The sequence below is a fragment of the Paenibacillus sp. lzh-N1 genome (genome assembly GCF_002872435.1).
GTDB lineage: Bacteria > Bacillota > Bacilli > Paenibacillales > Paenibacillaceae > Paenibacillus > Paenibacillus polymyxa_C.
On sequence record NZ_CP025696.1, the window covers coordinates 2144173 to 2156720 of the forward strand.

General features: G+C 47.0%; 15 protein-coding genes. 5 read left to right on the forward strand and 10 right to left on the reverse strand.

The annotated features are described in order from the left end of the window. The first annotated feature begins 3 nt into the window (after window positions 1–3). Window positions 4–618: a TetR/AcrR family transcriptional regulator gene (locus C0638_RS09735; RefSeq protein ID WP_013373502.1), complete on the forward strand. Its 615-nt coding sequence runs from the start codon at window positions 4–6 to the stop codon at window positions 616–618. Window positions 619–683: 65 nt separating this feature from the next. Here C0638_RS09735 and C0638_RS09740 read toward each other — a convergent pair whose 3' ends face one another. Beyond that, the gene (locus C0638_RS09740) at window positions 684–2102 is read right to left on the reverse strand and encodes an SMI1/KNR4 family protein (protein ID WP_058711269.1); all 1419 of its coding nucleotides are present in this window, start codon (window positions 2100–2102) and stop codon (window positions 684–686) included. Window positions 2103–2119: 17 nt separating this feature from the next. Then, window positions 2120–2896 carry a hypothetical protein gene (locus tag C0638_RS09745; protein ID WP_058711270.1) on the reverse strand — a complete coding sequence of 259 codons (777 nt, stop codon included), beginning with the start codon at window positions 2894–2896 and terminating at the stop codon, window positions 2120–2122. 158 nt (window positions 2897–3054) lie between these two features. Between C0638_RS09745 and C0638_RS09750 the strand changes: the two genes are divergently transcribed. Continuing rightward, a complete protein-coding gene (locus C0638_RS09750) occupies window positions 3055–4689 on the forward strand; it encodes a DUF6138 family protein (protein ID WP_058711271.1) in 1635 nt (544 codons plus the stop codon). 165 nt (window positions 4690–4854) lie between these two features. On the opposite strand, the gene C0638_RS09760 is transcribed toward C0638_RS09750, so the two are convergent. Continuing rightward, window positions 4855–5514, reverse strand: a complete 660-nt coding sequence (locus C0638_RS09760) for a hypothetical protein (protein WP_025677540.1) — start codon at window positions 5512–5514, stop codon at window positions 4855–4857. Between the two features lie 154 nt (window positions 5515–5668). On the opposite strand from C0638_RS09760, the gene C0638_RS26145 reads away from it, so the two are divergent. Both C0638_RS26145 and C0638_RS09765 read left to right on the forward strand, forming a co-directional pair. Next, window positions 5669–5725 carry a hypothetical protein gene (locus C0638_RS26145; protein ID WP_425325345.1) on the forward strand — a complete coding sequence of 19 codons (57 nt, stop codon included), beginning with the start codon at window positions 5669–5671 and terminating at the stop codon, window positions 5723–5725. 217 nt (window positions 5726–5942) lie between these two features. Continuing rightward, on the forward strand, window positions 5943–6482 hold the full coding sequence (locus C0638_RS09765) for an SMI1/KNR4 family protein (RefSeq protein ID WP_058711272.1): 540 nt from the start codon (window positions 5943–5945) through the stop codon (window positions 6480–6482). Window positions 6483–6549: 67 nt separating this feature from the next. On the opposite strand, the gene C0638_RS09770 is transcribed toward C0638_RS09765, so the two are convergent. From C0638_RS09770 to C0638_RS09800, 7 genes are read right to left on the reverse strand one after another with little or no spacing between them, the layout of a single operon-like run. Continuing rightward, a complete protein-coding gene (locus tag C0638_RS09770) occupies window positions 6550–6984 on the reverse strand; it encodes an immunity 26/phosphotriesterase HocA family protein (RefSeq protein WP_058711273.1) in 435 nt (144 codons plus the stop codon). A 2-nt stretch (window positions 6985–6986) separates the two neighbouring features. Beyond that, window positions 6987–7547, reverse strand: coding sequence for a hypothetical protein (locus C0638_RS09775; RefSeq protein ID WP_058711274.1), 561 nt, complete (start codon window positions 7545–7547; stop codon window positions 6987–6989). 29 nt (window positions 7548–7576) lie between these two features. Then, window positions 7577–8206: a hypothetical protein gene (locus tag C0638_RS09780; protein WP_058711275.1), complete on the reverse strand. Its 630-nt coding sequence runs from the start codon at window positions 8204–8206 to the stop codon at window positions 7577–7579. Between the two features lie 29 nt (window positions 8207–8235). Further along, the gene (locus C0638_RS09785; RefSeq protein ID WP_058711276.1) at window positions 8236–8742 is read right to left on the reverse strand and encodes a HEAT repeat domain-containing protein; all 507 of its coding nucleotides are present in this window, start codon (window positions 8740–8742) and stop codon (window positions 8236–8238) included. Between the two features lie 49 nt (window positions 8743–8791). Continuing rightward, window positions 8792–9199: a hypothetical protein gene (locus tag C0638_RS09790; protein ID WP_013373492.1), complete on the reverse strand. Its 408-nt coding sequence runs from the start codon at window positions 9197–9199 to the stop codon at window positions 8792–8794. Beyond that, on the reverse strand, window positions 9192–9836 hold the full coding sequence (locus tag C0638_RS09795; protein WP_013373491.1) for an immunity 50 family protein: 645 nt from the start codon (window positions 9834–9836) through the stop codon (window positions 9192–9194). Before C0638_RS09795 ends, C0638_RS09790 begins: the two co-directional genes overlap by 8 nt. A 39-nt stretch (window positions 9837–9875) precedes the next feature. After that, the gene (locus tag C0638_RS09800) at window positions 9876–10493 is read right to left on the reverse strand and encodes a hypothetical protein (RefSeq protein WP_058711277.1); all 618 of its coding nucleotides are present in this window, start codon (window positions 10491–10493) and stop codon (window positions 9876–9878) included. Between the two features lie 323 nt (window positions 10494–10816). Between C0638_RS09800 and C0638_RS09805 the strand changes: the two genes are divergently transcribed. Beyond that, entirely contained in the window at window positions 10817–12394 is a 1578-nt protein-coding gene (locus tag C0638_RS09805; protein WP_058711278.1) for a DEAD/DEAH box helicase, read from the forward strand. Window positions 12395–12548: the final 154 nt, after the last annotated feature.

The following is a 12548-nucleotide window of genomic DNA, read 5'->3' on the forward strand; positions in this document are numbered from 1 at the left end:
TTCATGAAACATATCAAACGCCGAGAACGTGAAAGCAGTGAGATTCGCCGCAAAATCATTGAGGCCGCCCGATCGCTCTTCTTGAACCAAGGGTATGCTGAAGTCTCTATGCGTAAAATTGCGGATCAGATCGAATATTCACCAACAACAATTTATCATTATTTTTCCAATAAGGAAGCAGTTGTCCGTGAACTGCTGTTAGAAGGGAATGCTTTGTTCCTGAAGGCTCTTCAGCAGCGCGTGGATGAAGCACAGGCAGCCGGACTGAACGCTCTGGACACACTGAAAACAGTGTCCGATGCTTATGTCCGTTTTGGCATGGCTAATCCCGAATACTACAACATCCTGTTTATCAGCAACCTTGAATCTGTAAGCTCGGTTAGCCTTATAGACAGTGGGAGTTTTAAGGGGTTTGAGTTGCTTGAGGGCGGACTCAAAGTCGCTATGGAGGAAGGGGGCATCATTCAAGGGGATGAGCACCTGATGGCTAGATCCGTATGGAGTATGTTACACGGACTAACTTCTCTTCTCCTGAATTTTGAGCTTCCTATGGCCAAAGCAAATAATGAATTGATTTCATTTACTATAGATACTTTTTTTCGAGGATTAAGCCGCTGATGCAGCGGCTCATTTTTTTGTGCTCCCACCCCGTACAGGCAAGTCTGCATACGCCGGCTCCTGTGTTAACGAAGTTTCAAATCTGAAAGCTGCTCCAGCACGGCTTCAATGCGACGTTTATCTTTTTTGAGCATCACGAGTTGTAAAGAAGCATGAAGCAGGTTTGAGATGCTAGCCCAAACGTCTGCTTCTAGACCGGGCAGAAGATCGCGCTGAATCATGATATCCAGCGCCTCGGTTGCAATTTTCTGATGAAGTTCGCTACTAAATAGCCATTCAATCACCTGCTCAGCTGTAGGACGAGAGTAGGCGAAAAGTACTGCCCAGCCATCGACCGGATGATTGACCTTATCCCGCATCCAGTCAATGACCTGCGGTAAATGAAAATGCTGTAACTGCCCGCTAACGGTGTATCCTTCTAATTTTCCATCCTTTGCCGTATGCTGCATCAGATCATTATAAACATTTTCTAATCCTTCCTGTTCGGGCAGACAGCGGGCGGATAGATAGGCACGTGTCGAGACAAATGCTCTCTCAGCATGTATGTTATTTGAAGCGGATGAATTCCATGCTTGCGTGATATCCGTGTCCGGCTCCCATAAGGAGCGAACCCAGTCAGCAGCCCCAATACCTGCGGTCTCCCCAATAAAAAATGCCCATGTAGCGAATTGGGCCGGGTTACGCTGAATGCGCTGCTCCCAGGCAAGAAAAATATCCTTTGGATCATAGGCCTGAAAAGCCTGCAGTACAGCAGGATGATCTACGCCATGCATGGTGGTGTAATGGATCAGTGTTTCCAGCGACCGGGCGGCATCCTCCAGCTTCATCGTACAGAACGTGTTCAACCAGCGCTGCCACAACTGCAGTCGTGGGCTGTCTAGTTGAATACCAAGCTCATCTGACACGTTAGACCAATCCCACAGCCATAACCCGTGTAAGGCAAGCATGGTTTCTATATAGGTAGGTAGACTTTCTGCGAGCAGCATGAACCGGTCCAACTCATGCTCATAACAGAACACTGCTGGCTCTGTTGCGGATGTCGCTCTATCAAGCAGGATCGGATCACCGGCACCGTTATAGTTTAAAATTAGATATCGTTGTTCGTCCGCTGCTGAGTCGGTGTTTTCTCCATAGGATGTAAAATAGCTTATATACTCATGATTCCAGCCAAATTCTCCTGTAATATCGTCAAGGATATTCGGTTTTTGTTTAAGGCCATTACTGCTTTCATATGAACAAGCCGGTTCATCGGCTACAATACAGTGTTGAGGGAGGCACCATAGCAAATGTAAGCTGCCACACCGCTTTATCAATTCAGAAAGGGAGGCAGGCAAAGGGATTTGCAGCCGTTCCTCCAACTCAGTCAGTTCCTCTTCGGAAATCCCCTTCGTCCATTGGTATACTACGTCAGGCATCCCACCTTGTCTCAGGCGCTCAGCGATCCCTCCGAGCTTTTCTAAGATATGTGCAAAATGTACTGTCATTTGTATTCGTCCTCCTCTTACTCTACAACCTGGCAATGTTCTTTTTGCAGGAATGATAGAACTTCATCATGAAGTGCTATCGCTTTAGGTTCATAAATGATCGCCACTTCGCGTCCATATGCATAATTGAAACGTACGTATCCGCCAAGAGACTGAAGAAAAGCCAAGCAGATATGCTCGTTTTCAATCCATAGATTTGAGTCAAAATGCTGTTTAAAACGCTGAGCCAATACCTGTATAGATGCTGGAGCTACTTGCAAGGCTTGATCGTTCGGATTGGCTGAACCGTAAGCTTCCGCCGTCTCCGGTGGATTAAATTGTAGAAATGTTGCAACTCTATCCAGACTGACAGGCTCGAAATAACGGGGGAATGGCTCTATTCTTCCGAATTCATCCCGTAGTATATGCTCTAGTGTATCTATAAATGGGGCTTGAACATCTAATGGCTTCATAGTAATGACCTCCGAATGTCGCGGTAGCCAAAGCAAGCCTTCGACCTGAGGATGCACCGCTAGAAAATCACCATCTATGGAGCTGCCGATGAACACGCACTCGCCCAGCTGTTGCGCGGTGATCGGACAGTTATCATTATGCGTCCACAGTTCGTAATCCGCATAGGATTGCAAAAGTTGAGGATCAGGTCGTTCAATCACCAGCAGGCCGCAATAGGTACCTGGCCCGTATTGGGTGAGAAATGAAGCATAGGGAATTGGTAAAGTTATGCCATAGGTATGTTCGAAATTTGTCAGTTCATCGGCAGCTACTGGCGTGTGCTGTGTGGAAACCCAATACATGTAGAATACACCTGCTTTCTGGCACTCTATCTATAGGGATGGAGTCCAAATGTAAATGAGAGATATGCTATAATCAGGAAATAAAATAGTTAAATATTAGTCTATCTCAATTATGTAAGAACTACAATTTGTGAGGGTATGAAAGGGGAGCACATCGTATGACATCGGGGGTACAGGCCTACATAGATCCAATTTTTGAGGAGATTGACCAGAGATACGCTTCTGAGCAAAAACGCATCGCGGAATTCAAGACCAAAAGCGTCCTTCACGAAGGGATTCATGAATACTTAAAAGTTACCTGTAAGAGCGACGGGTTATGGGTGGATACCTACGAACCGTTTGATTGGGATCATCGTAGACCAGATATGGATATTCTTGGTTTTACGGAAGGAGTGACGCTCCAGCAGGTGCAGGATGAATGGATGCCTGTGTTCAAAGAACGGATAGCGGCCCTGTATAATTCAGAAGAATTTAGTCCTATGTTTTTTCGTTATCGGCTGGAATTTCATCTAGAGGTGGTCTTGGAGAATAAGGCCAGTCATTTTACATTCTCGCTGTTGAACGAAGATAAGCGGCAGCATCTGTTAGCCACTATCGAACAGTTTGTGGAGCAAAAGCTTGACCCTGCCAGTAAAGCTATCCCGAAGGAAGAGGACGATTTTTTCTTAGTAAGGCACTTGCTTGATCCTCATTTGTACCCTATAGACGCCCAGCGGGTGAATGAGCTGTTGAATCGAATGGATGCAAAAGTGCAGGTTAGCCGTAAGCGAGAAGAAGCATGGAGGCATCAGCTGAGCAGAGGCTTAATGCATTGGGCTGAAGATGAATTTTTGGCCAAATACGCAGATCGGGAAAAAAACTACGGGCTGGAGTATACGGTGAGGCCCGATATTCTTCCTTCAGATATTCCTGCCCCCGCCATGGAGATGTTCCTGCTCACCGCGATGCGTGTGGGTTCGACCGATGCCGATGCACGGCAGAGTTATTTGGAGATTGCTGCACAACTGGGTTCAAATCAGGCAGCCGAGTGGCTTAAGAGTGGATCAGGTAGCATTCCAGCGTCATATACAAGTGAACGAGTCACCTGCCAAGCGAATGATATTTTGCAAACACTGGAGGTTCAGATTCGTTCTGAGGAAGAAGAGAGCTATAGAGAAGCACTCGTATATCTATGTGATATATTACGAAAAGGCTTTACTAAGGAATATGGGATGAAGTTCAAAAGCAAAGTGAAAAACTATCTACCCGTACCCAAGTTAGCCAAATCTGCATTACATCGTTTCTTTGCCAATGCACTTGAATACCCTTCGCTGCACCCGTTGCTGGCGGAATATGCCGAGACTGTGATGGAAGAATTCAAGTGGTACAACGATGTAGAGCCGGGGGAGAAGTCAGCAATGCCGGGAACCTATGCGGTGATGGGATTAGGACTTAAAGGAACGGAATATTTTCCGTTAGTGAGTCGTTATATGAAGCTAGTGGATAGTGAGCACCAGTCGGTGCAGGACGGTTACGCCGCTGTGTTTGCTGAGGCACATGGACTGACACCGGATACGATTCCCGTATGGGCGAGAATTCTTTTGGCAGGTAATGATTCTGCCAAACCTCTGAAATCGGCTGGCATTGAAAGTGCAGAACAGGCGAAGGCGCTAGTAGATGTACTTGAGAAGTTGGAAGACTACGAACAAGAGATGATCGTTTATCGTATATGGGGTGGTGCAAAGAAACTAAAAAACAGCCTGAAGCAGGCTGTCCCTGAGGTAAAAGAGATACTGGAGACGCTTATTCCATAAAAGCATCGTATTCATGATCATATCGCAGTCCCTGCGCAATGTGTTGAACATCCGGCTCGCTTCCACTGCGGCGCAGTACTTCAATAACATCTGTACAGTCGCTATCTCCAGCCGAGATTGCACGTGGTGGTCTGACAGACGGCCTGGACCAGTGCTTCTAGGCTGTCAAAAGTTTGTATACTCATGTTTGGAATGCTCACCCTTAGACGCTTGTTTATGCTGTAGTTTTTGTAATATTTTTAAGATGGCCTGGCGATTTTTCGCATCCTTAATGTACTTTGGAATGGAATGGGAAGCCGTGCGCATCATACCGGATGTGGGTTTTTCCCGCAACTCGGCAGAGATATAGGAGAGCAAATAATTCAGGTGTATCCGGTTAAGAGCCCACACCGGTTTCCCACGATAGTAATCAAGGAAATACAGTTGGAGCTGGAAAATAGGATCTTTCCCATTTTGGATCACGTCTGTATGCCATTCACGTGACTGCATACGATGCACCGGAACTTGATTACGTGTCTCACAGTGCGGACAGTGTATATTCGTATTTTTATGAGTAACCGTTCGGTCATCATGGATTTCAATATTAAAATATCGCTCGCAATGGCTGCATACACCGCGTGCATAGAATTTATACGATTCTGGCTGCTGAAATGTGTAGTAACAATGAGAGCAGCGAACAACGTAATAACAGTCTTCTTTAGATCTGGAAATAAAAGCTTGGCCCTGACAGCGAGGACAGTGAACAGCTACCTGTTCTCCTCTCCAGATCACGGCGGCAAAGTCATATTTATATCCATATTCATCTTTGAAGCGTTTTTGCTCCATGTTCGTTCCTCCTTTTCGGAAAGAGCGTAAAAACGTACTTTTTATATATCATATGTTATAATATTCCTTAACAACAGAATGGCTTAGATGGGCGGTCGGCTAGTCTCCTGTAAAGGAGGTGAGGCCTGTGGAGGTTAAAGACACCTTAATGTTGATGATTCAATTTGCAACGTTGGTGATTCTGATTCTTTCCTTCCATAAAAAGAAATAGACCGCCCTCGACAAAGGCAAACGGTCTATTTCAATGATCATCCTTTGACACGGCTACCGCCCTTAAAAGCGGCTGTTGCCAAAGAGTGAGGATGTTGACGCATCTTCACTCTTTTTTAGAATATACATCTTATTCCCATTTTAACACTTGAAAAAGGCCTTTTCAATGTGCCTAAGAGTGAAAAGGCGAATAGGATGTGCAAAAGGAGAGGGCGAGCATGAGCATTTTTACAGGGCTGCAACGTTCGCAGTTTCAGGCTTATTATGATGAAGAATTTCTTATAGAGCATCGTTTTGAAAATGGTAGGGGCTTTCCGCCTTCCTATATAGATTACGTCAAGACTCTTGGCTACGGGCGGTTATGCGGCGTATGGAACATCCATATTCCTCTCGGGGATCATCCGGATTCATGGCTTCATCGTTACCGTGACTGGCGGACCTGGTTTGATGATGTACTGGAATCGGAGGAGGTCTTACAAGAAGCGGCGTTGGAGCCAGATGGTTTCCCGGAATTATTGGAGCATGCCGTTCCCTTCGCTTCCAGTGAAGAGGATGACCTGCTGGTCTGGGATATTCAATCGCCTGATAAACGGGGGGAATTCCCGATTTATGCTTTGAATCTGCGCACATGGGGCAACTTTCGGTATGCAGCCCCGGATTTGTATAGCTTCGTCGAAGCGCTGCTGGATGGAGAACGCGTAAAGTCGGTTTTGGGAACACATCGTACACCATTCCCTTATACATTTGACCCCTTTTAAATCGTTAAAGAGCCACCCTGGTTTTCGAACTCTAAGGTGGCTCTTTTCGTTGCTATTCTTCTAGTTTTTATGCCTGGGCTAAATATTGCTGTACCAGCTCATATCGAGCCACGCCCATTACAGTATATTGATTATATTCTTCCAGTTCCAGATTGCGTATATATTCATCCCCGCAATACAGATGGCCCGCACAATTAAAGTATTTTAGCTGCTGTTGCTCCTCGGATAGAGGGCGATGATCGATAATGGGCCATACTCCCTTCGTCAGATTTTGGGTGGCGGTGAATATAACCTCAAATTGCCCCCGATAATCTGTGAAGGAGAGATATGTAGTTTCACCCTCGTATGCTTGATTCTGACCTATGGATAGAACACCAAAGGAGAACGCTTTTTTGAATCGACCATACAGCGCGCAGATCACCTGACATACCGCAAATCGGCCGTCATGCAAAGGGATAACAAAAATATCGCCTTCCTGATGTTTGATTCTTTTAAATACCATCGTCAGGCCAGCTCTTCCTGAAGGATCTCTGTTTTTAGACCTTTAGCGCTGGTAATCGTAATGCTAATCGCATCAAAACCGTTTCGCTTGGCCTCTTCAAAATCACAACGTTCGCCGCTGATCAGCTCCAGCTGCCCGTTCTCATCCACATCATCTGCAAATTCGTCATCCCAATCAACATTATAAAAAGCAGTCACGGTCACCTCAAAGGTATCTTCACCATCATCGTCCAGATAAGGCAGCAGGGGGGTGCGATTGTTCTGCTGTTCCTCCGTATATACTTCACACAGCAGTGCATCGTAGCCATGGCGGGTTCCATCAAAAATGACGATCTGCTCACCTGTGACCGCATCTTCTGCAATAATGAGCTGGGGTGCAAACACCGTTACAGCAATCAGCTCATCCATGAATTCTCCATAGTAAAAAATGTGGAATTTCGTATTTCCGGTCTGTGAACGGAGCTTACCTGTCCATTCCTGTTCACCCCATGCCTCCGGGGTTTCGGGTATAACCCAACCATCCAAATAAGCGGGTCCTGATTTAGTATGATGTGTTTCTGTCATTTGTAGCGTCTTCCTTTCTTTTCGTTTTATTATGACATGGACAGGGTAACGATTTTGTTGTCCTCATCCACATCTACCTTCACATTTACTCCAAGCTTGTCCTTAAATAGCTTACTGATATTAATATAATCATCCTTCACCGGCCTACTTGAATTACCAGTGGTGCGAGTCATTCCAGCGGTGATGATAGAGCGCACGTAGGTTTTGTCGAGGCTGGCTTCAGGATTGTAAGTATAAATAACCTGTTCCTGTTGGTTGTAATAATGGGTTAACTCCGTATAGTCGTTGGCGTTCTCGTACTGTTTTTCCTCACGTACATACTCAGGATGGTCCATGGTATAGTGGATTCCCCCATCCAGAAAAGGATTTTCTTTGGAGGGCTTGAGTTCATACTGTCCATAGGCAAGTTGAAACAGATACTCTATGCCTGAGCCCTCCGCCTGATAGTAGAGCTGACGATGGTCCCCCTTTTTATCTATTGCGGTATAGCTGCTGATTAAAGGCCAGGCATCATATTTTTTACCCTTTACCTCAAGGGCAAGCTTGTAATGTACAAGCACCTTCTCATTTTGGAATAATCCAAAGCTGCTCATAATGAAATAGGCAGGCACACAAATAACTCCGATAATCAATACGAAAATAAATATTCTTACACGCATAAGTAGGGTGATTCTCCTTTGGTTGTCGATTATGTGGACAGCTCACGCTGGGCAGATGCACCGAATTCCTCATGGTGCAATAATTGCTTCAGCGCATGTTGTGCGAAGGGGTGGGCTTTATGTGCGCGGAGCAGTGCAAAAGCGGCCCCCTTGACTAAGATATATGTATCACTGCGGATTAAGTCCAAAGCTATACGTAGCTCTGCTTCTGAACAAGGCATCCACGCCAAAGCTTGTAAAGCTGCGTTCCGTACATCATCATCTTCATCAGGCTTGGACAGCAGCTCGCGAATTCCTCGCATGATCATCGGCTGCTGGCTTTGATCCGCATATAGCCCGATGACCTTCAGCGCTTCTATACGAAGCAGATCATCCTCAGATGATTGCTGCACAAGCTGCAAAAGGAATGCGATGGTGTCCCCCATGGGCTGGGGTATAGCTGTTAATTCGCGTAATGAGACCAATTGATCTTCATACGATAGTGTAGGGAAAATAGATAAGAACGTCTTTCCGTCATCATCGGTTTGTATGGACATATACCCCCCTCATTTCTTAGCCAGATTACTTTTTGACATTGTGTATTACCTACTCTCGTTGTCTGTAGTTCGATAAAGCTTCTTCCGTTCCGCCACCCTCTAGCAGCACCATAACCGCATAGGAAATTGTATCAATCCAATCGTCAAGCGTACTAATCTGCTCTACGGTCAGCAGGTGATTTCGCTGCAGCATACCATCAGGATGCAACGCCCATGCCCGTGTATACTGGCAAATCCCCCACAGAGCGGATATAAGCTCCCGTTCTACGGACGGTTTCTCCAACTCATCTGCCAGAACTTCAATGATAGTCATGAGCTCATGAAAATTATCCTCGATCAGTTCTCCCTGGAAGGGACGAAGCATCCCTAGGAATCCGCTTCGCATTTTGGGATGCTCCAGATCATCATGAATAAAAGAATGACAGCGCAACAGCTCACGGGCTTCATGTTTATTCATGAAGTTCCGTAATCTCTGCACGGATGCCTCTGCACAGAAAGCTGCCTGACAGCCCTGACAAGGCATCGATGTCAACGACCATGTCTGCTTCTTCATAGCGGAAATCGAGCTGCAAGATGATATTTTCTGTTTCTACAGGGGTTAATACATGCTCTTTGGTTTCCAGAAATGTAAAAGTCACTGCATAGCGTGGAATATCTTTGGCTGGAGCCTCAGGGATCACTGGTGCATCAGCCGAAGGTTCCAGATCCGGTGATTTAGGAACTAGCACGCTAGCGGGCGATAGCTCAATTGTCAGTGTAATCTGGTCTTTCGTCATATTGGCAGCCGTGATTCGGTCATAGTGAAAAGGTGGAAAATAGCCGAGCTTTTCTACAATGCTGTCTGCACCTTGAATAGAAACGGTTGGAGAGAAAGCCAGTTCCAGTCCGATGGACCCTGTCAGTTGGTCTTCATATTCTGGATTGATACGGATAAGGACCTGTTCCGACTCTACCTTCAAAATCGTACCTATAAAATACTGTTTGCCATGGATCAGAACAACATCATGCGGAACGAACGGCAGAGCTCCTCCCGCTTGATAATGAATGAGATATTCGTTTTCTTTTTTTTCAGCCTTTTGAACTTGAATTTGCATAAATTGCAGCCTCCTAGGGTTAATGGGATGACGGATTGTTTAAGTGTGTGGTAAAGGATACGGAGTCCACGATTGAAAAACATACTTCATATCCGGAGTATTCTTTTCGAGCATAAATGGAAGAATATCCATAATGGCACGTGCTTTACTACCAGCATAAAAGTTGCGCGAGCTGTGTAACAGTTTGGTTGCCTTTATCCACTGGCTCAGCTGCATCATAACGTCTTCGACGATTGTTTGGTCGATACGTTCATAAATGTCCTGACGGATCGAAACAAGCATCCCGCAATTGTTGGGAGATTGACCCATAGGGTCATTGGACAAAAGAATGTAGACTTCCGGCGTTGTCCCTTTGTTATAGGACGATTTGATACTGGGAGCCTCGATAACCAGCATCAATGGAGTCAATTCATTATCGGTTACAATGCGGAGCAACTCCTGCTTGTCCCAGCGGATCTTACCGTGTTTGGCTTTCTTGGATTGATAGACAGACACACGGGTATTGCGGATTCCTGATATGTTCAGGAATGTTTCAAAACAATCGAACAGGTTAGTAAAGCACTCTTCGGCAAACAAAGTGTGCTTCTCCGATAAGGAACCTGTCATTATGAAATTATAATGTAGATTGTTAACCACAAGCATCCATCCTTTATTCATGAATTACCAATTCTCCTACCATAATATATGACATGGTGATTGAATTCACCTTTTGCGTTATTCGTTAAAATCGTTTGGAAACCAGTTCAACTTCGCGTATACTAGGAAAGTCATATATGGAACGGCCTGAGCCGCCTTGCGGCCGTATGTTGAGTTACATGAACAGATTCAACGATAACGGATATGCTCCCTTCCTGAAAAGGGGAGAATGAGAACCGATACAAAAATGGGAATTCTGAACTATGGAACGATAGATGTCATATGGCACATGAACCTATTTTACGTGACACATATTGAATACAGATAAGGGAAGTGAATAAAACTTGAAGAATTTTACAGCATTAGGCGTGGAGCAACATTGGGTAGAAGCCTTGAAAGAGCAGGGCATCTCAGCGCCAACACCTGTACAGCAGGAGTCCATTCCACTGTTGATGGAAGGTCAGGATGTGATTGCCGAGGCACATACGGGGACAGGGAAGACGCTTGCGTTTTTACTGCCGATTTTACAAAAGCTGAATTTGGACAAGCGGCACCCGCAGGCGCTTGTGATTGCACCTACGCGTGAATTGGCACTCCAGATTACAGAGGAAGCTAAATGCTTGGCTGCTGCGGAGCCGAGTTTATCTCTACTAGCTGTTTACGGAGGACAGGACGTGGAGCGTCAGCTTCGTAAACTAAAAGGCGGCGCACAACTGATTATTGGTACACCTGGGCGACTGCTGGATCACCTGAGACGTGGCACGCTCGATCTAGGCGGCATTAAAATGCTGGTCCTGGATGAGGCTGACCAAATGTTGCACATGGGCTTCTTGAACGACGTGGAGACGATTCTGCAGGAGGTTCCTTACCGGAGACAAACAATGCTGTTTTCCGCTACGATGCCAGCAGGTATTCGCAAGCTGGCTCGTGTCTATATGAACGAACCCGTTGATGTCAAAGTGAAATCGGCTTCTTCCGTTCCAGTGAGCCAAATCCGTCAGGTCGTTGTACAAACAACAGACCGTGGTAAGCAACAGGCATTGGTAGATATGCTGAATACGGATCGTCCGTATTTGGCTGTTATTTTCTGCCGTACTAAGCGTCGGGCTTCCAAACTGAATGAGGAGCTCCAGGAGATGGGGTTCGAGAGCGGTGAGCTGCATGGGGACTTGTCCCAGAACAAGCGGGAGCAAGTGATGAAGGCGTTCCGTGAAGCGAAACTTCAATTGCTCGTAGCGACAGATGTAGCCGCACGCGGCTTGGATGTAGAAGGCGTCACGCATGTCTTCAACTATGACATGCCGCAGGATGCCGAAAGCTACATCCATCGCATCGGGCGTACCGGCCGTGCCGGAGGCAAAGGCGTTGCGGTGACGCTCGCCACGCCGAGGGATGTTCCGGAGCTTCGGAACATCCAAAGAGTTGCTGGTGTCACATTCACCAGCAGTGAGGGCGGCGGGCAGCGTAGACCTGCTCCCGATACGGCTGAGCGGCAGGGTAGAAACGACCGCTCAGGCAGAAACGACCGCCGTTCCTTTGGTGGCAACGATGCTGGCGGTGGACGCCGTAGCGGCCGCGAACAGTCCGGTCGTCGTGACGGCGCAAGCGGCGAGCGTCGCTCCAACCGTAGCAGTAGTGAACGCGGCGGATATGATCGCGATCGCAGCAACGGCGGTTCCACACGCGGAGGTCAAGGCCGCTCGGCAGGGCAAAGCAGCGGACGCGGCGGGTATGACCGCAGCAGCGGTAGTTCTGCACGCGGAGGTCAAGGCCGCTCGGCAGGGCAAAGCAGCGGACGTGGCGGATATGACCGCAGCAGCGGCGGTTCCGCACGTGGAGGCCAAGGTGGACGCGGTGGACAAGCCAAAGGCGGTCCGCGTGGGGGTCAAGGTCAAGGAGGCCGACGCGGTCGGTCCAGGTAGATAAAATGGGGGTATTCTCATAGAATGCTCCACTATGGTTATCATAATAGCCCCGGGGAGGCTCATCTTCCGGGGCTATTGTAATCTTCAACTATGCCGCTTATGCCGCTGCAAGAACAGCATCATAAGATAAAGAGCAACGAAAGATGCCTTG

Coding starts and splice junctions, on each gene's coding strand:
- C0638_RS09785 (WP_058711276.1), bottom strand. CDS start 8,742: ATGTCCATACAAACCGATGATGACGGAAAGACGTTCTTATCTATTTTC.
- C0638_RS09735 (WP_013373502.1), top strand. CDS start 4: ATGAAACATATCAAACGCCGAGAACGTGAAAGCAGTGAGATTCGCCGC.
- C0638_RS09770 (WP_058711273.1), bottom strand. CDS start 6,984: ATGGTATTTAAAAGAATCAAACATCAGGAAGGCGATATTTTTGTTATC.
- C0638_RS09750 (WP_058711271.1), top strand. CDS start 3,055: ATGACATCGGGGGTACAGGCCTACATAGATCCAATTTTTGAGGAGATT.
- C0638_RS09765 (WP_058711272.1), top strand. CDS start 5,943: ATGAGCATTTTTACAGGGCTGCAACGTTCGCAGTTTCAGGCTTATTAT.
- C0638_RS09800 (WP_058711277.1), bottom strand. CDS start 10,493: ATGAATAAAGGATGGATGCTTGTGGTTAACAATCTACATTATAATTTC.
- C0638_RS09760 (WP_025677540.1), bottom strand. CDS start 5,514: ATGGAGCAAAAACGCTTCAAAGATGAATATGGATATAAATATGACTTT.
- C0638_RS09795 (WP_013373491.1), bottom strand. CDS start 9,836: ATGCAAATTCAAGTTCAAAAGGCTGAAAAAAAAGAAAACGAATATCTC.
- C0638_RS09740 (WP_058711269.1), bottom strand. CDS start 2,102: ATGACAGTACATTTTGCACATATCTTAGAAAAGCTCGGAGGGATCGCT.
- C0638_RS09790 (WP_013373492.1), bottom strand. CDS start 9,199: ATGAATAAACATGAAGCCCGTGAGCTGTTGCGCTGTCATTCTTTTATT.
- C0638_RS09745 (WP_058711270.1), bottom strand. CDS start 2,896: ATGTATTGGGTTTCCACACAGCACACGCCAGTAGCTGCCGATGAACTG.
- C0638_RS09780 (WP_058711275.1), bottom strand. CDS start 8,206: ATGCGTGTAAGAATATTTATTTTCGTATTGATTATCGGAGTTATTTGT.
- C0638_RS09775 (WP_058711274.1), bottom strand. CDS start 7,547: ATGACAGAAACACATCATACTAAATCAGGACCCGCTTATTTGGATGGT.